Annotated in this window: 14 protein-coding genes, 1 tRNA gene and 1 pseudogene; 10 read left to right on the top strand and 6 right to left on the bottom strand. The window is 35.9% G+C overall.

The genetic code is table 11. The features are described from left to right. From WCP78_RS03650 to gltX (WCP78_RS03665), 4 genes are all read right to left on the bottom strand, one after another. Nucleotides 1-720, bottom strand: coding sequence for an ABC transporter permease (locus WCP78_RS03650; RefSeq protein WP_336279166.1), 720 nt, complete (start codon nt 718-720; stop codon nt 1-3). A 79-nt stretch (nt 721-799) separates the two neighbouring features. After that, nucleotides 800-1552, bottom strand: a complete 753-nt coding sequence (locus WCP78_RS03655; protein WP_336279167.1) for a transporter substrate-binding domain-containing protein — start codon at nt 1550-1552, stop codon at nt 800-802. A 971-nt stretch (nt 1553-2523) separates the two neighbouring features. After that, complete coding sequence (gene gltA, locus WCP78_RS03660; protein WP_336279168.1) at nt 2524-3819, bottom strand: citrate synthase; 1296 nt, start codon at nt 3817-3819, stop codon at nt 2524-2526. A gap of 263 nt (nt 3820-4082) precedes the next feature. Then, nucleotides 4083-5510 (bottom strand): glutamate--tRNA ligase, encoded by a 1428-nt coding sequence (gene gltX / locus WCP78_RS03665; RefSeq protein WP_336279169.1) that lies wholly within the window; start codon nt 5508-5510, stop codon nt 4083-4085. 175 nt (nt 5511-5685) lie between these two features. Between gltX (WCP78_RS03665) and WCP78_RS03670 the strand changes: the two are divergent. The 7 genes and pseudogenes from WCP78_RS03670 (at nt 5686) to gltX (WCP78_RS03700) (ending at nt 15773) form a co-directional block, all read left to right on the top strand. Then, nucleotides 5686-7891 (top strand): annotated as a pseudogene (locus WCP78_RS03670) (ComEC/Rec2 family competence protein). 331 nt (nt 7892-8222) lie between these two features. Continuing rightward, entirely contained in the window at nt 8223-8927 is a 705-nt protein-coding gene (gene rpiA / locus WCP78_RS03675) for a ribose-5-phosphate isomerase RpiA (protein ID WP_336279170.1), read from the top strand. 89 nt (nt 8928-9016) lie between these two features. Next, nucleotides 9017-9577: a DUF2059 domain-containing protein gene (locus WCP78_RS03680; RefSeq protein ID WP_336279171.1), complete on the top strand. Its 561-nt coding sequence runs from the start codon at nt 9017-9019 to the stop codon at nt 9575-9577. Between the two features lie 193 nt (nt 9578-9770). Then, nucleotides 9771-11162 carry a glutathione-disulfide reductase gene (gene gor / locus WCP78_RS03685; protein ID WP_336279172.1) on the top strand — a complete coding sequence of 464 codons (1392 nt, stop codon included), beginning with the start codon at nt 9771-9773 and terminating at the stop codon, nt 11160-11162. Nucleotides 11163-11236: 74 nt separating this feature from the next. Continuing rightward, nucleotides 11237-12616, top strand: a complete 1380-nt coding sequence (locus tag WCP78_RS03690) for a class II 3-deoxy-7-phosphoheptulonate synthase (RefSeq protein ID WP_336279173.1) — start codon at nt 11237-11239, stop codon at nt 12614-12616. Nucleotides 12617-12712: 96 nt separating this feature from the next. Beyond that, complete coding sequence (locus tag WCP78_RS03695; protein ID WP_336279174.1) at nt 12713-14374, top strand: NAD+ synthase; 1662 nt, start codon at nt 12713-12715, stop codon at nt 14372-14374. A 10-nt stretch (nt 14375-14384) separates the two neighbouring features. Continuing rightward, nucleotides 14385-15773 (top strand): glutamate--tRNA ligase, encoded by a 1389-nt coding sequence (gene gltX, locus WCP78_RS03700; protein WP_336279175.1) that lies wholly within the window; start codon nt 14385-14387, stop codon nt 15771-15773. A gap of 57 nt (nt 15774-15830) precedes the next feature. Here gltX (WCP78_RS03700) and WCP78_RS03705 read toward each other — a convergent pair whose 3' ends face one another. Both WCP78_RS03705 and WCP78_RS03710 read right to left on the bottom strand, forming a co-directional pair. Continuing rightward, nucleotides 15831-17171 carry a DEAD/DEAH box helicase gene (locus tag WCP78_RS03705; RefSeq protein ID WP_336279176.1) on the bottom strand — a complete coding sequence of 447 codons (1341 nt, stop codon included), beginning with the start codon at nt 17169-17171 and terminating at the stop codon, nt 15831-15833. Nucleotides 17172-17313: 142 nt separating this feature from the next. Continuing rightward, the gene (locus WCP78_RS03710; RefSeq protein ID WP_336279177.1) at nt 17314-18087 is read right to left on the bottom strand and encodes an NAD kinase; all 774 of its coding nucleotides are present in this window, start codon (nt 18085-18087) and stop codon (nt 17314-17316) included. 244 nt (nt 18088-18331) lie between these two features. Here WCP78_RS03710 and WCP78_RS03715 point away from each other — a divergent pair. The 3 genes from WCP78_RS03715 (at nt 18332) to WCP78_RS03725 (ending at nt 22972) form a co-directional block, all read left to right on the top strand. Next, a tRNA-Arg gene (locus tag WCP78_RS03715) sits at nt 18332-18408 on the top strand. 565 nt (nt 18409-18973) lie between these two features. Further along, nucleotides 18974-20512, top strand: coding sequence for a histidine ammonia-lyase (gene hutH / locus WCP78_RS03720; RefSeq protein ID WP_336279178.1), 1539 nt, complete (start codon nt 18974-18976; stop codon nt 20510-20512). 1083 nt (nt 20513-21595) lie between these two features. Then, nucleotides 21596-22972: an amino acid permease gene (locus WCP78_RS03725; protein WP_336279179.1), complete on the top strand. Its 1377-nt coding sequence runs from the start codon at nt 21596-21598 to the stop codon at nt 22970-22972. Nucleotides 22973-22974: the final 2 nt, after the last annotated feature.

Consider the following 22974-nt stretch of genomic DNA (forward strand, 5'->3'; position numbering starts at 1 on the left):
TTAGGTTAACACCTTTCGATATCCTGCTTGAGTACATATTTCCAGATAACGTAATAGAATAGAAAAAAACGCTGAAAATAATAAATAGAGTAAGCATGCTACAAGATAAAATAGCATTGGTTCATTGGTGGATGCTACTGCTAGATTAGTTTGCCGCATAAGGTCAACAAGAGAAATGGTTGAAACGAGAGATGTATCTTTAAGTAAAGTGAGCCAATTGTTAGAAAGACCTGGTAAAGCATGACGTATTAATTGAGGAAAAACAACACGAAAAAACGTAGTTGAGCGTGAAAGTCCTAACACTTTAGCTGCTTCATATTGACCTTTATCAAAGATGTTGAATGCCCCAAGCCAAACTTCACAAGAAAAAGCTGCGAGAACCATACTGAATGCAATAACACCAGAAAGAAAGGCGTTTATGCTAAACGTTATTTCAATAGAAAAATAATCAAAGATAGTTTGAATAATATTTTGTAAGCCATAATAAACCAAAAATAAGGTTAAAAGCTCTGGGAGTCCACGGAATACTGATGAAAAAAGTGTGGCTGTCACCTTAGCTATTTTTGTATTGGATCGAATCATCACTGCACCTAGAAGTCCTAAAGGGAGTCCCAAGAGTCCGCAGCATAGAGCTAATGACAATGTCATTCCCGCGCTATAAAGTATAACAACACCCCATCCACCATTGCTAAATGATAGCAATGCTAAATTTTCAATCATTCTAGAGCTCCTCATATAAAGATTTATAAATAGCCTTTTAAAATAAACAGTTTGTTGAATTTTAGTTTCATATTGATATTCAATGAGTATCTAATATGAAATATTTTCTCATAATGTTATCATAAGTTTTATCTTGGCGGATTTCCTGTATTGCTTCATTAAATTTATTTTTAAGGTCATCATTATTTTGGCGTAATCCAATCGCGATAGGAGATTTTGTTCCTGGAAGAGTCCCAAGAAATTGGCAACAATCTTTTCCTTCATTTTTGAGCCAGTTCAGCGCTTGCAGTTCGTCAAAGATGATTACATCAAGCCGATGACTTAAGAGATCGCGACTAACTTCTATTGCTGTAGGATAGAGCTTGATATTTACTCCTTCAGAGGCATAGTGATCTTCTGCATATGAAGCTTGCGTTGTATTAGATTGTACACCAAGATTTTTTCCTTTAAAGGCTCCTGCAGAAATTTCTTTAATTCCTGAATCCTTGGTAACAATAACGGCTAATGCTGTGTTATAGTAAGCATCTGTGAAGTCTATCTTTTGTAACCGCTCTTGTGTAGGAGCGAGTGAAGCAATGATTGCGTCGTATTTTTTTGCGAGAAGGCCAGGGATAATTCCATCGAAATCTTGAATAGTGATAGTGCACTCAACTTTCATTTTTTTACAAAGTGCATAAGCTATATCAATATCAAAACCATGGAGTTCATTATTTGAATCAATATAACTAAACGGAGGATAAGAACCTTCGCTTGCAATTTTTAGCGTTTTAGCATTAGTCAATTGGATCAAGAGTGTTGCACTTATTATAAAGGCTACAGCTAATAATCTCATTATGTTCTCCTATCGCATAATCGGAAAAATATTAGATCATCATGTGTTTTATAATCTGTAAAATCTTTTGAGAGCAATGTAAAAATTTTATTGTTGCCAATTTTGCTATCATGAATAAATTTTATTATCAAAAAATTATTTATCCTTATTAAATATAATTATGATAAACACAGTAAAGATAAATATCTTATTGATTATATTGAAATTTTCATAAAATAATTCATTTATGCCATTTTATTCATAAAAATCGAAAATTTTGAAAAACAGTTATTAAATGTAGGCTTAAAAAGCGCTTAGATATTACGAGGATAAAAAATATTGTTATCGTTATTCCTTAAAATGTCTATGTATTGAGTAATGTGCAAAATAAATATCAAGCAGTATTTCAATAAATGTTCTATTTCTTCATAAAAAAGTGGATTGCTAATGAAAGTTTTAGTAAAGAGTTTGCCATTTGATGATAATAGTCATACGAATGACCATGGGTTATTTTGTAGAAAAAAACCTTTTAATTTAATAAGAAGGTTGTCTTATTTTCTTTACTCATTGATACAGAAAAGTAAGAGGTTTTCAGCGTATAGCAGCGCTTTAATAATTCTTTTGCGATATTGCTTTAGGGGAACCGGAAAGTGACGGTTGCGTTATCATCTTTCATTTCCATAAGTGATAATGATTTTAAGTTTTTACAAGGAATGACAGATGATACATGCCTCATTTAGGCACAATCATAGATAAGATTTTTCGTATATTTAAAAACTCACCCTGCTGATCTGCAAAAGGGCAGTGCAGATCTATTTATTGAGCAGAGGCCACTGCTTAATTAAAGAATTTTCATTGTAACCGTTACGATGGTATATGGCTACAAAAATCTTTTAAAACAAAAATTATAAAAAGCCCTATGCCTTGTTATTTGATTAAGCACAACAAAACATTAGTTCAATTAAAGCCTTACGTGGTCGATTATTGTGTTTTTAATTTATACGTTGGTCTACAGGAATATATTGGCGTACATCATAGCCTGTATAAAGCTGGCGTGGTCGTCCAATTTTATGTGCAGGATCCTCAATCATTTCTTTCCATTGTGCGACCCAGCCTACACTGCGTGCTAATGCAAAAAGAACAGTAAACATTGTCGTTGGAAAACCTAAAGCTTTTAACGTAATTCCAGAATAAAAATCGACATTAGGATAAAGCTTTTTTTCAATAAAGTATTCGTCATGCAGGGCAATGTTTTCAAGTGCGACAGCGATATCAAGAAGCGGATCATCTTGGATGTTCAGCTCTTTTAAAACTTCGTGACAGGTCTGCTGCATAATCTTTGCACGTGGATCATAGTTTTTATAAACTCTGTGACCAAATCCCATAAGGCGGAAAGGATCATTTTTATCTTTTGCACGTGCAATAAATTCAGGAATTCTGTCAACAGAACCTATTTCTTGTAGCATCTTTAGACATGCTTCATTCGCTCCCCCATGAGCTGGCCCCCAAAGACATGCAACACCTGCTGCGATACATGCGAACGGATTAGCTCCAGATGATCCTGCAAGACGTACAGTAGACGTAGAAGCATTTTGTTCATGATCTGCATGAAGGGTAAAGATTCGATCCATAGCTCGAGCAAGCACGGGATTGATTTTATACTCTTCGCAAGGAACAGAAAAACACATATGAAGAAAATTTGCAGCGTAACTAAGATCATTACGGGGATAAACAAATGGTTGTCCGATACTATATTTATAAGCCATAGCTGCAAGAGTTGGAACTTTAGAAATGAGACGAATAGAGGCAACCATTTTCTGTTGAGGATCAGTTGAATCAATAGAGTCATGATAGAATGCAGACATAGCACCCAGACATGCGATCATGACGGCCATAGGATGAGAGTCTCGACGAAATCCGTGAAAAAAACGTGTAAACTGTTCATGCACCATTGTGTGCTTCATGACACAACGGTCAAAATCCCTTTTTTCTTGCTTTGTTGGCAATTCACCATAAAGTAACAGATAGCAGCTTTCAAGAAAGTCTCCCCTCTCAGCTAGTTGATCTATGGGATAACCTCGATAAAGCAATATTCCTTTATCGCCATCGATATAGGTGATTTTAGATTCACAAGAAGCGGTTGAAGTAAAACCAGGATCATAAGTAAAAGTATCTGTTTTTTTATATAGATCAGCAATTTCAATAACATCAGGACCAACAGTGCCTTTGCGCACGGACATCTCTACTTTTTTACCATTTACAGTAATGTGTGCCTTATTTTCAGACATTAAATACTCCTTTTAGATTCTCCGCCCCTAAAAATAAGAGCCTCTTCATTAACTTTCATTCAATATGGAGGTATATATTTGAAGATTTTTAAACTATATTTATAATAGATTTACTATAAAAACTGGTTTATGCAATATAAAAATATTTTTTAAATTTATTATTAAAAATATATATCTTAATTACTTAAATATATATCTTCCAATTTTCGTTTATACATCTACGATTTATAATTATTCATCTTACATACCTATATGCATACGAATTAGTATGCGCTTATATTAAGTTGATCATGGATACGGTGGAGAGATTCTTCCCTTTCTAATAAAACGAGGACATCAAAAACTCCTAGCGATGTTGTTCGTCCTGTAAGAGCTGCTCTCAATGGTTGGGCAATATCTCCAAATTTGAGATTTTGTGTTTGGGCATAATATCGAAGAGTTTCATCTAAGGTTTTTGTGTCCCAATTGGGACATGCTTTTAGTGCAAGATAGATATCTTTTAATATAGTTTGATTATTTTTATTTAAGAGTGCCTGTGCTTTTTCATTAAGAGATAATGGCCGCTGCATAAAAATGAAGGAAGCATTATCAATCAGTTCGCGTAAAGTTTTGGAACGTTGTTTTAAATTTGGTATAGCTGCTAGAAATTTAGCACGGCGTTGTTCATCAAGCTTTTCAATTATTTCCGATCCACCTTCAATATCTGGTAAAATGTCAAGAGTAGCATTAAAAAGATCTTTATCATTGCTCATGCGTATATAATATCCATTGATAGCATCGAGCTTTTTGAAATCAAAACGAGCTGCACCTTTATTAATATCATCAATATCAAACCAAGAAATCATATCTTCGATTGAAATTAGTTCATCATCTCCATGACTCCAACCCAGACGAACCAGGTAATTGCGTAAAGCATCGGGGAGATATCCCATTGTTCGATAGACGTCAACACCGGTTGCACCATGGCGTTTTGATAATTTTGCACCGTTTTCACCGTGAATAAGTGGAATATGTGCCATCACAGGAATATCCCACCCCATGGCGTGAAAGATGATTGCTTGGCGAGCTGCATTTGTAAGATGATCGTCACCGCGTATGATATGCGTTACTCCCATATCGTGGTCATCAACAACAACTGCATGCATATAAGTTGGAGAGCCATCAGAGCGCAAAATGATAAAGTCGTCTAGATCTTTATTAGGGAAACGAACATCACCTTGAACGCGGTCACGCAAAACTGTTTCTCCATCTTGTGGTGTTTTGATGCGAATAACAGGTTTAACATTTTTAGGAGCTTCAGAAATATCACGGTCACGCCAACGTCCATCATAACGTGGCGGACGACCTTCTATCCGAGCATTTTCACGCATTTCGGCCAATTCTTCAGGTGAAGCATAACAATAATAAGCTTTGCCGTCTTTTACTAATTTTTCAGCGACTTGGCGATGACGTTCTGCTCGTTCAAATTGTGAAATAGGATCGCCGTCATAAGTAATACCCATCCATTTCAAGCCATCTATGATGGCTTTGACAGCTATTTCGGTTGATCGTTCTCGATCTGTATCTTCAATGCGCAAAAGCATTTTTCCACCAGTGTGTTTTGCATAAAGCCAATTAAAAAGAGCAGTACGAGCACTCCCAATATGAAGGAATCCTGTAGGTGAGGGGGCAAAACGGGTAATAACAGACACGGATATCTTCCTTTAGATTAAGATATTACTTATAGCGCTTTTGTGGGACTTTATGGAAATGTTATGCTAACATAGGTGATATGGTGTAATAATTACATTGTCAAGTAAAGTGAAAGGTGCAAATATTACATTAAAATGAAATTATATATAACTTAAAGATAATTTACCAAAAGTAATTTTATTGAAAAAATTAAGCTTAATAGGGCAAAATATTTTATTGACTTTAAATGATACAGATGGGGCAAGCTGTCAGAAACAAAAATTTTTTTTTGAAAAAAGAAATAAGCTTTTTCTGGCAGTGGTTGGTGGAGTGTGTCAACAGAGAAATTTCCTTTGGAATTCTCTTTTTATTGATTTTAGTATTTTTTTCTACAGGTATCATTTTTTATTTCAGTTTAGATCAAGAACCAAGTTGGGAACAATTTGCGATATTGGTTGGTGTATTTCTCGTTCTGTTGTACTTTTTACGTCTACACAGAGGGATATGGCTTATCTTGGGATTCTTGTTCTGTATTATATTAGGCGCCTTGTCCGCAAAAATAGAAACGTGGCGTATGTCTACACCAATGTTGAGTAAAGATGTTTTTACTACATTAACAGGAAGAATTGTTTCTATTGATCCAATGAGGGGAAAGGGGTTTCGTTTAATTTTGGATGTTTTGAAAACGGAAAAGTTAACATTGAAACATATGCCTAATCGTGTTCGTTTATCGGTAAGGCATTTGCCACATGGATTAGCGATTGGCGATGATCTATATGGGAAAGTTAAACTTCTTCCATTGTCTGGTTCGGTGCGTCCAGGAAGTTATGACTTTAGTTTCCATAATTATTTTAAAGGGATTGGTGCCAGGGGAGTTTATTTGGGAAAACCAACCAAAGTATTTGTTTCTCAGCCCAATACAATATCGGATGTAGTTCTCCAAAAAATTGAAAATTTACGAACGAATATAGCTCGGAAAGTCAATATAGAGATTGGTGGAGAAAATGGCAGTATTGCGGCTGCTCTAATAACGGGACAGCGAGGTGGTATTTCAAATGATGTAAATAAAGCATTGCGTGTGGCTGGATTGGCACATATTTTATCAATATCAGGATTGCATATGGCATTGCTAAGCGGTATAACTCTTGCCGTTGTCCGAGGTTTTTTGGCATTTTTTCCAGTTTTTTCGTCCTATTATTCTGCTAAAAAACTCGCTGCTATTGTTGCATTAATAATCACAGCTTTTTACTTGATATTATCCGGTGCGGCGGTGTCTGCGCAAAGAAGTTTTGTGATGGTTGCTGTTATGTTAGTGGCTGTATTGTGTAATCGTTCTGCCATAACAATGCGTAATTTTGCTATTGCTGGTTTGATAGTTTTAGCTATTAGCCCACATGAAATATTTAGTCCTAGTTTTCAAATGTCTTTTTCTGCAACGGCAGGTTTAGTTGCTTTTTTTGATTGGTGGAGTGGAAAACTATCTCCTCGTATAAAGAAAATAACGCCATCTCATATCGGAGGTAAAATAGTTTATTTTTCCTTTTTATCAGTTATTACAACATGCGTATCTTCATTGGTAGCAGGAGCTGCGAGCGGAATTTATGCTGCTTATCATTTTTCCAATCTTGCATTTCTGAGTGTTGCTAGTAATGTTTTAGCTCTCCCTATTATATCATTATTGATCATGCCCTTTGGATTACTAGCGGTGCTCGCAATGTTTTTAGGTCTTGAGTGGTTTCCGTTACAAATTATGGGATTTGGTATTGGTCTTGTAACAAAAATCGCTTATTTTATAAGTGCTATTTTCCCCTCTTTTAATCCTGGATTTATGCCATTATCTGCATTGGTTTTATTTAGTGTGGGTTTGGTTGGAGTTACTTTTTGTAAAACAAGTATCAGGCTCTTTTTTATTCTTTTCTTTTTGGTTGGTCTTTATATTTGCTTAATGCACTCACCTGTACAATTGATTATTGCAGATAATACAAAGCTCGTGGGTATCATAGATGATGGAAAATTATATACGGATCGCTATTATACCCCTAAATTCACAACATTTATATGGAAAAAATCATTTAATGTGAATGATATTATTAAACCAGTAAAATATGGTCCTCCGTTTAATGAACAATTCATTTGTGATGATCATGTTTGTACATCCATATTAAAAAATGGATTAAAAGTTATCGTTCTGCGTGGAAAAACAGAACAATGTGTAAAGGCAGATATAGTAATTGAAGCATCTGCAGTGGACAATCAAACATGTGATCAAAAAACACAAATAATATTTACTCACCAACAATTATTATCACGAGGGAGCGTTATGATGACCAAAAATAAAAAAATTATTTGGTCTTCTACGGGGGTTAATAGACCATGGAATATGTATAAGCAGAGCTCGTAAAAGTCCTAAATTTATTGTAGTCTTATCAAAATGGATGGGTTCCAAACATTTATCAAAAAAATAGATACTTTTTTGATATTTAAAAAAATTAAATTTGCAAAAGTTATAATTAATGCACATTTTCGCTAATAAAAAATCAATTAAAAGCATTCATTGAATATAAAACAATGTAAACAACTTTTAAAAGAGACAAAATATTAATTATTTTATATTACAATGTACTTCTCAAACCAAAAATGGTGAATAAATTTATGGCTGAGTCAGGCAAGAAACTACTTTTATTATCAGTTTGTGATGGATGTTGCGGGTTGGTGAAAGGGTAAAGTGATTCATGGATGTTCAGCAGTTAAAAAAAATGGCAGCCGCTAAAGCGCTTGAATTTGTTCAAGATAATATGAAAATTGGTATAGGAACCGGTTCTACAGCAAATGAGTTTATTCGCCTCCTTGGTGAGCGTGTTGCAGATGGTTTGCGTGTAACGGGTGTTGCCACTTCATGGTATTCTGAGCAATTATGTCGCAAATTTGGTATCCCTACTGCTACTTTAGAGCAAATCTCTGAACTTGACCTCGATATTGATGGGGCAGATGAAATCGGTCCTGATATGACTTTAATTAAAGGTGGGGGCGGGGCATTGTTACGTGAAAAAATTGTAGCAGCAGCGTCTCGTACGATGCTTGTTATAGCTGATGAAACAAAGATAGTAAAAACGCTTGGTGCTTTTGCGTTACCAATTGAAGTCAATCCATTTGGTGTTCAAGTTACACGAAGAGCTATAAAAAAAGTTGCTGATGATTTGGGGCTTTCGGGGGAAATTGTATTGCGAATGAATGGAGAAAATCCTTTTGAAACCGATGGTGGTCATTTTATTCTTGATGCATTTTGGGGATGTATTTTGCAGCCAAAACTATTATCAGAGGCTCTTCTTGCAATTCCTGGTGTTGTTGAGCATGGCCTTTTTTTGGGGTTAGCTTCACGTGCAGTTATAGCGATGAAAAATGGCCAAATAAAAGTTTTAGAATCATTTGATTTTTAAGTGTCGATGTATCAACTTAATAAAAGGAGCTTTAAGGATTTTAAGTAGAGTAACAAATTTAAACAACTAATCATCAGGGTTATCATTAAATGAAAACAATATTTTCTTTTCAGCGTTTTGTAGCATGTTTTGGGGCAGTTGCCGTTTTGGTTGTAAATATTGGAATGGTTTATGCACATGATGTGAGCGATAAGCATTTAAATTCAGCTAAAAAGGCTATCAGTGCTATTCATGCAACTGATCAATTTGATAGCTTTTTACCAACCGCGGCACGTGATCTCAAAAATGAATTAATAGGTGACGATCCAAATTTAGCAACTGCTATTTCTGAGATTGTTGATAAGCAAGCTCTTGCTTTAGCCAAACGGCGTGCTAATTTAGAAAGAGAAATTGCTCAGGTGTATGCTAAGTATTTTACTCAAGAAGAACTTGATGCGATCACTGCGTTTTACAGTTCTGATACTGGTAAAAAGTTTTTAGTAGAAGTACCAAATATCGCGCGTGACGCTTATTCTACATTTGATATATGGCGTTCTGTTATTATGCAGGATCTCATAAAAAATGTAAAAAAGGAGATGTCTGAAGTACTTAATTTGGACAAGCCGATTACTCCACCTAAAGCATCCAGCTCTCCAGTGAAGAAAAAATAGCTTAATTGATATGTTTAATAATTAGGAACTTATTGTTTAGTTTGAAAAGCGGCGGTTTTCCGCCGTTTTTAATAAAAATGGATCTTTTTAATTATTACTTTATATAAAAATAATATTTGGGAACAGAAAAGGCTTTTATTCGATGATTAATGGCAATATCCTATTGTTGTAGATATATGAGAAGGAATAATTTGTGGGATCTTTTGACTTTGATTTGTTCGTTATTGGTAGTGGTTCTGGTGGAGTGCGTGCTGCGCGTCTTGCTGGGGCACTTGGTAAGAGGGTCGCTATAGCAGAAGAATATCGTATAGGGGGTACTTGTGTTATTCGTGGTTGTGTCCCTAAAAAGCTCTATGTTTATGCATCACAGTATGCACGAGAATTTCGTAAAAGTGTTGGTTTTGGTTGGGACTATGCTGATCCAATTTTTAGCTGGGAAAAATTAGTTTCTGCTAAGAATAAAGAAATATCAAGATTGGAAGAGCTTTATCGCAAAGGACTACAAAATAATAATGTTCATATTTATGAAAGCCGTGCTGTTTTTGTGGATGAGCACACATTAGAGCTTTGTACGACAGGTGAAAGAGTAAGAGCAGAAAAGATTTTAATCGCAACGGGAGCGAAAAGTGTACCAAACACTATAATGGAAGGTAGCAATTTGTGCCTCACTTCTAATGAAGTTTTTGATCTTAAGACATTACCAAAATCAATAGTAATCGTCGGTGGTGGGTATATCGGTGTTGAATTTGCTAATATTTTTCATGAATTAGGTGTAAAAACAACATTACTTCATCGCGGTGATTTAATTCTTCGTAACTTTGATTTTGATTTGCGACAATTGCTTAGCGATGCAATGATTGAAAAAGGGATTTCTATCATTTATGGGGCAAAAGTTTCTCAAATTCAAGCTACAGAAAGTCATTATGATGTTGTTTTATCAAGTGGGCAAAATATTAGGACTGATCAAGTTATGTTAGCTACAGGACGTGCGCCTAATACGACGTGTTTAGGACTTGAGCGGGCAGGAGTTAAGTTGAATGAATCTGGTGCAATTATTGTTGATGAAGTGATGAGAACAAGTGTGCCCCATATTTGGGCTGTTGGTGATGTAACAGGTCATGTTCAATTAACGCCTGTTGCTATTCATGATGCAATGTGTTTTGTTAAAACTGCGTTTGAAAATACCCCCACTATACCTGATTATGATTTAATTCCGACAGCAGTTTTTTCACAGCCAGAAATTGGAACGGTTGGTCTCTCAGAGGAAGATGCGGTACGCTGTTATGAGAGTCTTGAAATTTATCGTACGTCCTTCCGTCCTATGCATAACGTTTTTTCTAACAGTTCGGAAAAAATGTTTATGAAGCTAATTGTTGATGGTAAAAGTCGTATTGTTGTGGGTGCTCATATTTTAGGGGATGGTGCTGGTGAAATGGCGCAGATTATCGGGATATCTGTGAAAGGAAAGCTAACAAAAGATGTCTTTGACGAAACTATGGCGGTGCATCCAACGGTAGCTGAAGAATTAGTGACGATGTATAAGCCAAGTTACGTATATGAAAATGGAAAAAAAGTGGAAAATTGAACAGAAAGATCGCTATAAGAAATAGTACTTTTAAATATTATAAGTTGTGAGCTGAAATTCTTGGAGAGAGTACAATGGTAAAAGAATGGGCGCCTGACTCTTGGAGAGTAAAACCAATTAAACAAGTTCCAACTTATCCAGATAAATCTGTTTTAGAAGATGTTGAGCAGAAGTTGCGTAGCTATCCTCCTTTGGTATTTGCTGGTGAAGCACGCAATTTGAAAAATGAGCTAGCTGCAGTTGCAGAAGGACAGGCTTTTTTATTGCAAGGCGGAGATTGTGCAGAAAGTTTTGCCGAACATGAAGCTGATAATATTCGTGATTTTTTTCGCGTATTTTTGCAAATGGCAATTGTTTTAACTTTTGGAAGTTCTAAGCCAGTTGTTAAGGTTGGACGCATTGCGGGTCAATTTGCAAAGCCACGTTCTTTTGATATGGAAAGAAAAGACGGAACTGAGCTTCCTGTTTATCGGGGAGATATTATTAACGGTATAGAATTTAGCACGGATTCTCGTGTCCCTGATCCCAGACGTATGTCTATGGCTTATCGTCAGTCTGCAGCAACACTTAATTTATTGCGCGCTTTTTCACAAGGAGGGTATGCTAATTTGGAAAATGTTCATGCGTGGATGTTGAGTTTCATTTCTAACAGCCCACAGGGTGAACGTTATGAGTTATTAGCAAGACGTATTTCTGAAGCAATTAATTTTATGCGTTCTATAGGGATTACGCCTAAAACAAACTCTGTATTACGTGAAACATCTTTTTATACTAGCCATGAAGCACTTTTGCTTGGCTATGAAGAAGCTTTAACGCGGATTGATTCAACTTCTGGACATTGGTATGCGACGTCTGGTCATATGCTGTGGATTGGCGATCGTACGCGTCAGATTGATCATGCCCATATTGAATATTGTCGTGGTATTAAAAATCCTATTGGGTTAAAGTGTGGCCCTTCCATTGAGCCTAATGAGCTTTTAAGTCTGATTGATATTTTAAATCCTAGAAATGAACCAGGTCGGCTGACACTTATTGCTCGTTTTGGTTATGATAAAATTGAGAATCACCTTCCAAAACTCGTTCGTGCAATTAAACGCGAAAAACGTAAAGTTATATGGTCGTGTGACCCAATGCATGGTAATACGGTTACCATAAATGGCTATAAAACGCGTCCTTTTGATTATGTTTTAAAGGAAGTCGAAAAGTTTTTTTCAATACATCATGGAGAAGGAACTTATCCAGGCGGCATTCATATTGAAATGACGGGTCGTAACGTAACTGAATGTACAGGCGGTGCACACGCTATTTCTGTAGAAAATTTAGCTGATCGCTATCATACGCATTGTGATCCACGATTAAATGCAGATCAAGCGCTAGAGTTGGCGTTTCTTGTTGCTGAACTCCTTAAAAAAAATCGCGACACTGATCCCGTATCTATAGCTGTGAACGGCTAAACAGAAATTACATGATTTTGTGGAAATATGAAAAAATATTTTTCTGTATTTAAAATATCGAGTTACGGTCGCTAATTGATGAGATGATACAAGCTTATGAGAAATGACTTTCGGGTAGCTGTTGCCCAATTAAATCCTATTGTCGGTGATATTGAGGGAAATTTTTCTCTTGCGGTAATGGCGCATCAAAAAGCTAAAGAAGATGGCGCTGACCTTGTTCTATTTACTGAGCTTTTTATAAGTGCTTATTTGCCAGAAGATCTTGTTCTTAAACCTGCTTTTACAAAGGCATGTGAAGATTCTATTAAGGAGTTAGCAAAGGTAACGAAAGACGGGCCAGGAATTGTAATTGGTATTCCACTAAGGCATGATAATAACGTCTACAATGGTGCTTTGCTTCTTGATAATGGCAAGATAGTGGCTGAAACCTTGAAGTTTGATTTGCCTAATTATGGTGAATTTGATGAAAAGCGTGTATTCGCTCCAGGTTCGCGTCCTAAGCCTGTTGTCTATCGTGGGATAAAATTAGGTATAGTCATTTGTGAAGATATTTGGAACGATTCTTGTGTTTGTACAGATCTCCGCAATGAAGGAGCTGAAATTATTCTTGTCCTTAATGGATCTCCCTATTGTCGTAATAAAATGCTAAGACGTATAGAAGTTGTTCAAATGCAAGCAATTCAGTCTGGTATACCGATTATTTATGCTAACCAAGTTGGTGGCCAAGATGAATTAGTTTTTGATGGGGGATCTTTTGCATTAAATCAACAAGGCAAAATAGTATTTCAAATGAAACATTTTGAAAGCCATATCGCTTTAAGTCATTGGAAACGGGAATCCACAGGATGGCAGTGTATTTCTGGCTCAAATGAAAGTCTTCTTGACGGGTTAGCTGCCGATTACCAATCTTGTGTTTTAGGTTTAAGAGATTACGTTAATAAAAACCGCTTCAAGGATGTTGTGCTCGGTCTTTCAGGAGGAATTGATTCGGCACTTTGCGCAGTAATGGCGGTAGATGCTCTTGGAGCTGAGAGAGTTCGAACTGTAATGATGCCCTATCATTATACTTCACAAGAATCATTAAAAGATGCTAAAGATTGCGCTTATCTTTTAGGATGTCATTATGAAATAATACCGATTGTACAACCTGTCGAGGTACTTTTGGATACAATGAAGCCCGTCTTTTTAGAATTGCCGTCTGATGTTACAAAAGAAAATCTCCAAAGTCGTGTACGTGGACTTATTTTAATGGCTATTGCGAATAAATTTAGCTCTATGGTGGTAACAACAGGTAATAAATCGGAAATGGCTGTGGGATACGCAACACTTTATGGAGATATGAATGGAGGGTTTAATCCTATCAAAGATATTTATAAAATGCAGGTTTATGCATTAGCGGAGTGGCGCAATAAAAATTATTTACAAAATTGGAAAGGTCCGGAAGGGGTTGTAATTCCGCAAAACATTATAGAAAAAGTACCTTCTGCAGAGCTTCGAGAAAATCAGAAAGACGAAGATTCTCTACCTCCTTATCACATTCTAGATGATATTTTGCAATCTCTTATAGAAAATGACATGAGCGTTTCTGATATTGTTAAACGTGGGCATTTACGGGAAACGGTTGAGAAAGTTGAGAATCTTCTTTATTTAGCTGAATATAAAAGACGACAATCTGCGCTTGGCGTAAAAATCAGTTATAAGTATTTTGGACGTGATCGTCGTTATCCTGTTGTCAATCGTTTTCGTGATAAAAGTTGAGTATTATTTTATGATAAAAGTTCGTTTTGCCCCATCTCCAACAGGCTATATTCACGTTGGTAATGTTCGCATTGCATTATTCAATTGGCTCTATGCACGGGCGAATAATGGAACATTTATTTTGCGCTATGATGATACAGATATTGAACGTTCTAAACAAGAATATGCTGATGCAATTATGGTTGATCTTGAATGGCTTGGAATAAAACCAAATGAGATTTATTATCAGTCTAAACGGATGGATCGATATCATGAGGCTGTGGAACAGTTAAAAAAAATAGGTGTACTTTATCCCTGTTATGAAACTGCGGAAGAATTGGAACGGCGTCGCAAGATTCAGCTTTCACGCAAAAAGCCTCCTATTTATGATCGTTATGCATTAAAGTTGACACCAGAAGATAAAAAGGCACTTGAAGCTCAAGGTCGGAAGCCTTATTGGCGCTTTCTTTTACCTAACTTTGAAAATCATCCTTTGCAAACCAAGAGAACGGAAATTCATTGGGAAGATATGGTCAAGGGAAGGCAGGTGATTGATTTGGCTTCTCTTTCAGATCCTGTTTTAATTCGTGAAGATGGAAGCTATCTTTACACGTTGCCTTCTGTGGTTGATGATATAGACATGGGTATTACACACATTATTCGTGGTGATGACCATATTACTAATACAGCTGCTCAAATCGCTCTTTTTGAAGCTCTTAATGTAAAGCCACCGATTTTGGGTCATATTAATTTATTGACGACAGCATCAGGGAAAGGGCTTTCAAAACGTGATGGTGATCTTTCCATTCACTCTTTACGGGAAGAAGGGCTTGAATCTATGGCTGTTCAGTGTTTTGCTGTTTTGATTGGGACTTCACAAAGTGTGCACCCATATTCTAATCAGGAAGCTCTTTTAGAACATTTTGATCTTAAAGATACGTCAAGATCAATTGCAAAATTTAATGCTACTGATCTTTTTGCTTTGAATAGTCATTTTGTGCGTGACTTAACCTATGATGAAGTTAAAGAACGACTTGAAAATCTTTCGATTAATGGAGAAAAGGCAGAGTATTTTTGGAATGTGATAAGGGATAATATTGATAAAGTAAAGGATGCTGTTTTATGGTGGAAAATTATTCATGATGATCAAACTTTTGATACAGTTGCACTTGAAGATCGTGCATTTGTGCGTCAATCTGCTAACTTCTTGCCTGAGGGTATACTGAATAATGAAAGTTGGAAGATATGGACAATGGCATTAAAAGAAGAGACGGGGCGTAAAGGAAAAGCTTTGTTCATGCCATTGCGTCAGGCACTTACAGGAATGGATTACGGTCCTGAAATGGGAAAGCTTTTACAGCTTTTAGGGCGTGATAAAATAATAAAAAGATTGACTGTTCAAGAAGAAATAAATGACTGAACTTGAGGTGTCTTATTATTTTTCTTGCATTATAAAAAAGAGTCAAAAACTTTTAATTTAATTACGAGTTTTTATAAGCATGAAGGCTGGGATATCGTCGCCAAATCCGATGAAAGTGTGATTTTTATCTTTTAAGAAGGGCTTTTTAGTTTGCATAGCACGACTTTTTTTAGTCGTTTTCTGTGAAGGTTTTGTGGGCTTTGTTTTTAAAACAACATTATCTTCTTGATTATGATCATCAGTTACTAAAGTAGATAAATCCCCATCAAGCCATTCAATTTTTTCATTACTTATTTTTTCAATAGCGTTGATATAGTTTTGATCAGCTTTTGTGACAATTGTAAAAGCTTTTCCGCTACGGTTTGCGCGCCCTGTACGACCAATACGATGGATATAGTCTTCAGCATGTGTAGGAACATCATAATTGAAGACATGGCTAACATCTGGAATATCAAGTCCACGAGCAGCAACATCAGATGCGACTAGAAGTGTGAGTTTATTATCTTTGAAGTCAGCTAGCGTATTCATGCGTGAATATTGATCCATATCCCCATGAAGTGCGCCTACACTAAAATTATGTTTAACGAGAGATCTAAAAAGTTCAGAGATATCTCTTTTTCTGTTACAAAAAATAATAGCGTTTTTCAGTTCTTTGCCTTCATTGTGGATAAGATTTCGTAAAACAGCTCTTTTATCCCATGCTTTACTCGTAGATTTAACAAGCCGTTGTGTGATTGTCTTAGCTGTTGAAGATGCTTTTGTGACTTCAACAGATATAGGAGAATATAAAAATTGTTTTGCCAGTTTTGTAATTTCTGGAGCCATTGTTGCTGAAAAAAACAAAGTTTGGCGTGTAAAGGGAGTCAGTTTACAGATGCGCTCAATATCAGGAATAAACCCCATATCTAGCATACGATCAGCTTCATCAATAACGAGAATTTCAACACCCATTAGGAGCAATTTCCCGCGTTCAAAATGATCAAGAAGCCGCCCCGGCGTTGCTATGAGAACATCAGCGCCTCGTTCAAGTTTACGATCTTGTTGTTCAAAAGAAATACCACCAATTAAAAGTGCAACATTTAAGCGGTGATTTACTCCATATTTATCAAAATTTTCTTCAACTTGAGCTGCAAGTTCTCGTGTTGGCTCTAATATGAGAGTACGAGGCATTCGTGCTCTTGCACGGCCTTTTTCAAGTAATGTGAGCATAGGCAAAACGAAAGAGGCTGTTTTACCAGTTCCAGTTTGGGCAATTCCTAAAACATCTTTTTTTTGGAGCACATGAGGAATAGTTCCACTTTGAATAGGAGTTGGAACCGTATATCCGGCTAATTTTACTGCTTGAATAACCTTTGCGGAAAGGCCTAAATCATCAAAACTGTTTAAAGGTGATATCATTTCTTTGTCAATTGCGTTGCAACTTTAACCTAGCTACTCAACTCATTAACGAGATTAAGTATTTTATCTTACTAAAGATGGTTAAGACGCATTTACAAAAAAGTCAACTGTAACGGCTATATATATAAGTATAATACAATCATTAATAGCGAAACTGTTCTGATAAAATACGCTCATCCCACGAATGGTTAGAGTCAAAAAGAATAGAGACTGTTACTTCAGAGGCAGATGAAATGGTAACTGAATAGACGGACTTAACTTCAACGTTATCAGCCGCGGCATTTACGGGACGTTTATCAGGTTCCAACATATCAAAGTGTACTATTGCGGTATTTGGAAGTAATGCACCATGCCAGCGCCGAGGGCGAAAGGGACTAACAGGGGTAAGTGCCATGAGGGGAGCCATGAGGGGTAAAATCGGTCCTTGTGCTGATAGATTATATGCAGTAGATCCCGCCGGTGTCGCAACGAGGATACCATCACAACATAGTTGCTCCATGCGTACACTGTGATCAATGCTGATACGAATCTTAGCTGCTTGATAAGATTGGCGAAATAGCGATACTTCATTGATTGCAAGTGCTTCAATATAGTCTTGACATTCAGTTTTAGCAATCATACGCAGTGGATGGATTTCCTTTTTATGTGCGATAGCAATGCGGTTTGGCAATTTCCGTTCATGAAATTCATTCATAAGAAATCCTACAGAGCCTTGATTCATACCATAAATAGGTTTTCCAGTACTCATAACATTTCGAGCGGTCTGTAACATTGTTCCATCGCCACCGACTGCGACAACAACGTCAGTTTCCTCAAGGGGATAGTGACCATAAATAGAAATTAATTTATTGGTAGCCTTAATAGCTTCTTCGGTTTCAGCAGAGATAAAATGAAAGCGGTTTGGTACTATAGTCATTAAGAATTATCCTAATACTTATAATCTATTTCTTTATTTTACTTTTTTAGCATTTTAAAGCTGTAATAAAACTTTTTTTACAATAAGATAAAATATGACTGCAAGGCAGAATAATAAGCTTGTATAATTGCATAAAGCATAGCCATAATGTTTTTTATATTTTTTTAGAACGATAATTCATTCTTGAAGCTGAAAGCATGATCAGTTAAAAGGTTGCAAATTGATTTTTTTAATTTTGTTCTAAGCACCCGTAGCTCAGCTGGATAGAGCGCTGCCCTCCGAAGGCAGAGGTCACAGATTCGAATTCTGTCGGGTGCACCAAGCTTTGTAATTTTGTTTTGTATCATTTTTAGGATAATATTCTCCATAAGAGACGGATTTGTTTTTATTAAATGGGCTTTAGAGATTGAGCAACTAGAAGGTTTTAAGAGAAATGAAGCTTGTTGTACTTTACACTCTTTTCAGTTGATTATTTCAGATAGATTATTTTAAATATCTGAAGCAGACAGGGGAAGGAGCAATGAAAATTTATCAGATAAAGTCATTTTGTTTATCATTTCTGCAACGGGTAACTTTTTCCGATATTTTGCACTTTTCTATGAAATGGAGTGAATATCGCTTACGAGTGTAAGTGTAAGATGAGGTTTCATAAAAATTACCATAAAGTTATCAAGATAAATTCTTTATATTTTTATTGTGGGATGATGATAAAAAAGGGAAATGGTCATATTTCTGTTTTCTATTTGAAAATAAAAATTGGCAGAATTTATTTATCTAATAGGTACGAATTTATCTTACATAACAATGTTATAGAGCGTCTGTATCTTTTTTGTTTTATAAACAAATCTGTGAACTATTACGCTTTCAACAAACAAGAAAGAAGATTATGACTATTATATTAAATCCTGGCAGAGTAACGCTGAATGAACTTAAGTCTGTTTATTTTAATGGCGCAGTGAGCAAACTGCATAGTGATACGTATTCAGCTATCCAAAAAGGTGCAGATCGCATCGCTGAAATTGCTACGGGAAGTGAGCCTGTCTATGGTGTCAATACTGGTTTTGGAAAATTGGCATCGATTAAAATCGATGCAAACGATGTAACTGCTTTACAAAGAAATCTTATTTTATCACATTGTTGTGGTGTAGGAGCACCTTTAGCTGAAAATGTTGTGCGTTTAATGATGACTTTAAAGCTTATTTCATTAGGGCGAGGAGTTTCTGGTGTTCGTTTGGAACTAGTGCATTTATTAGAAAATATGCTTGCAAATGGAGTTATTCCTGTCATCCCTGAAAAAGGATCAGTTGGTGCATCAGGAGATCTTGCTCCACTTGCTCATATGGCCGCTGTTATGATGGGGGAAGGAGAAGCATTTTTTCAAAACATTCGCATGAGTGGAGCAGCTGCTTTAAAAAAAGCAGGATTATCTCCTATCACTTTGCAAGCAAAAGAAGGTCTGGCTCTTATTAATGGCACTCAAACATCGACAGCACTTGCTCTTGCAGGTCTTTTTCGAGGTTATCGAGCATTATGTGGTGGGCTTCTTTCTGGAGCATTGACAATAGATGCGGCTATGGGATCAACAGCGCCATTCCATCCTGATATCCATCTTTTACGTGGCCATTATGGGCAAATTGTAGTATCGCAGACATTGAAAAAGCTTGTCGATGGTTCAGAAATTCGGGCAGAACATTGTTATGGTGATGAGCGTGTACAAGATCCTTACTGTATACGTTGCCAACCACAGGTTATGGGTGCATGTTTGGACATTCTTATAGCGGCAGCAAAAACTCTTATTATTGAAGCAAATGCAGTTACAGATAATCCATTGATTTTAAGTGATGGTGATGTTGTCTCGGGCGGAAATTTTCATGCCGAACCTGTGGCATTTGCTGCTGATCAGATCGCCCTTGCTTTATGTGAAATAGGCTCGATTTCTCAAAGGCGCATTGCTCTTATGGTTGATCCAGCAATTTCTTATGGACTTCCAGCGTTTTTAGCAGAAAATGCTGGTCTTAATTCAGGTTTTATGATTGCTGAAGTAACAGCAGCTGCTTTAATGTCTGAAAATAAACAAATGGCACATCCTGCTTCAGTTGATTCAACGCCAACTTCAGCAAATCAGGAAGATCATGTTTCAATGGCTTGCCATGGTGCTCGTCGGTTATTGGCAATGAGTGAAAACCTTTTTACTATCGTTGCTATTGAAACACTTATCGCGGCACAAGGAATTGAGTATCGTGCTCCTTTAAAAACAAGCTCTTTATTGCAGTCTGTTATAGAGTATATACGCAAAAATATTGCTACTCTTAAGGAAGATCGCTACATGGCTTCCGATCTTCATAAAGGGCATGTACTCGTGAGTGAAGGGCACTTATTATCCATTTTGCCAGAAACAATTTTTCCACTATTAAAGTCCCAATAATATTTATTTTGAAGTTAAATGAGGGGGACAGAAATTTAAATTTTGGAATCCCCTCATAGCAAATTATTTTTTGGATTATATTGTGAGCTGATTTATCGTCATCAGTTTATGGGATGTAAATATTATTAATGGTTTTATATTGTTTTTTATCTAAATTTATAAATTACATATTGTAACTTTATGTAGTCAGAAATTTTATTATTTTAGATTCTTTATGAATTTTATAGTTATTTTTCATGTTTTTGAGTTTGAAAAATGGGGATACTGATATTCTCTGTTTGTGCAGCTTCAAGGGCATGACATATTATTTATTAACAGCGTTATTTTTTGCAAATTGTGGAGGTTAATGCAAATCTTTGGAAAGGTAGCCCTTAACGGCGGGATTCTTATGACCATGGTTACACAAAAAATATCCTTGTTCAAGGAACAAAGATAGTTGTAATGAATATTGTAGGTTAAAGTGCTAGGGATACAGACAAATCTGTTCTCGAACAAAATATCGAAAAGGCTATTTTTACTACAATGACTATTTTAGGAAAATTTGCTTTGCAAGTAGCTGAAGCTCTTAAAAATGAGCTGTAGCTGATATTGATCAAGCCTTTGACAATTAGTGAGATTTATTTTCTCGCTGACTAGTGTTTTCAATTAGCATTAAAAGATTGGTTCATATGCTATTGTTGTAATTTATGATTGTTTTGAGCTCTGTAGTGGTAATGGAAAGTTTTAAGGTAGCCAAAAATTTAATACATTCTCTCTCAAATTTCTCCGTACAAATTTTAAGCTCCTATTTCAAGAAGCTGAAAAGAAAATATGGGGGGATAATTCTGCATTAGATCGAATATTTTTCTGTAAAAAAATAGAGAATGTGAAAATGAATTAAACAACAATAATAAAAAATTTAGGCTATAAAAAAGCTGAATAATTCAAAATAAAAGTGTTTTTTCCTTGTATAGGATAGAGTATCTCTGTCCATTGGTTAGTGTTTTAAAAAAATATAAGTGAAAGAAGTATAAAGCTTTATTTATCATAAAGCTGGCGTTGTGTATGAGTTTAGTCAAAACATTTCAGTGAAGAAGGACAAAAATGGTAACAAATGAACTGAAACGAGGCATGAATAAGCGCCAAGTTATCTTTTTAGCTCTTGGCTCTGCTATTGGTACAGGTCTTTTTTACGGATCTGCGCAAGCAATTAAGCTTGCTGGCCCAAGTGTTTTGATTGCTTATTGTATTTCTGGTTTAGTTATTTTTATGGTTATGCGAGCTCTGGGTGAGATGATTATTCATAATCCATTACCTGGCTCTTTTGCTCGTTATGCTGCAAACTACATATCGCCATTGGCTGGTTTCTTAACGGGATGGACATATGTATTTGAAATGATTCTCGTTGGTTTAGCTGATATAACAGCTTTTGCAACTTATATGGGCTTTTGGTATCCTGATGTTGCTCCTTGGATATGGGCACTTAGCATTACATTAATTATTACCGGTATTAATTTGGCAGCAGTAGAAGTATATGGTGAATTAGAATTTTGGCTGTCTTTTATTAAAATTATTGCCATTATTGCTATGATCATTCTAGGCGTAGCAATTATCTTATTTGGTTGGGGGTCAAGTTCAGTTTCTTCTACTGTTAACATTCATAATTTGTGGAACAACGGTGGAGTTTTTCCTAATGGTTGGTTTGGCTTTTTAGCTTGCTTTAGTGTTGTTATCTTTGCTTTTGGTGGCGTAGAAATTATTGGAATGACTGTGATGGAGGTACAAAATCCTAATGATACTATTTCAAAGGCAATTAATTCTACTCCAGTTCGTATTTTGCTATTTTATATTATGACCTTAGCTATTTTGATGTCGCTCTATCCTTGGAATAAAATTGGCCTTATGGATAGTCCTTTTGTTTCAATTTTTGAAAATCTTGGAATTTCATTTGCAGCAAATATTCTGAACATTGTTGTTGTTACAGCAGCTATTTCAGCAATGAATGGTGGAATGTATGGTGCTTGTCGTATGATATATGGGCTATCCCAGGAAGGCTATGCTTTAAAGAAGTTTCAATATTTATCAAAAAACGGTATACCAATTTTTGTTATTTTAGTGATCTTTATTATCTTTCTCCTTGGTGTTCTCCTTAATTATTTCTACCATGAGGGACTTTTTTTTCTTATTGCAGCAATGGCAACATTTGCAACGGTTTTCGTTTGGATGATGATTCTGCTTTCTCAAATTTTTATGCGGTTTAAAATGTCTAAAGAAGAGCAACGCGATTTAAAGTTTCCAATTCCATTTTGGCCAATAGGATCAATTTTGTCTATTTTGTTTATGATTTTCATTTTTGTTTTATTGTGTTTTTTTGATGATACACGGCCAGTTTTAATTATAGGTATTAGTTGGATTACTGGGCTAGTGATTTGCTTTTACGTACTCAAATTTTCTCATTTAAAGAAAAGGCAGGGTACATAAAA

The organism is Bartonella occidentalis, from assembly GCF_037070875.1.
Classification (GTDB): Bacteria; Pseudomonadota; Alphaproteobacteria; order Rhizobiales; family Rhizobiaceae; genus Bartonella.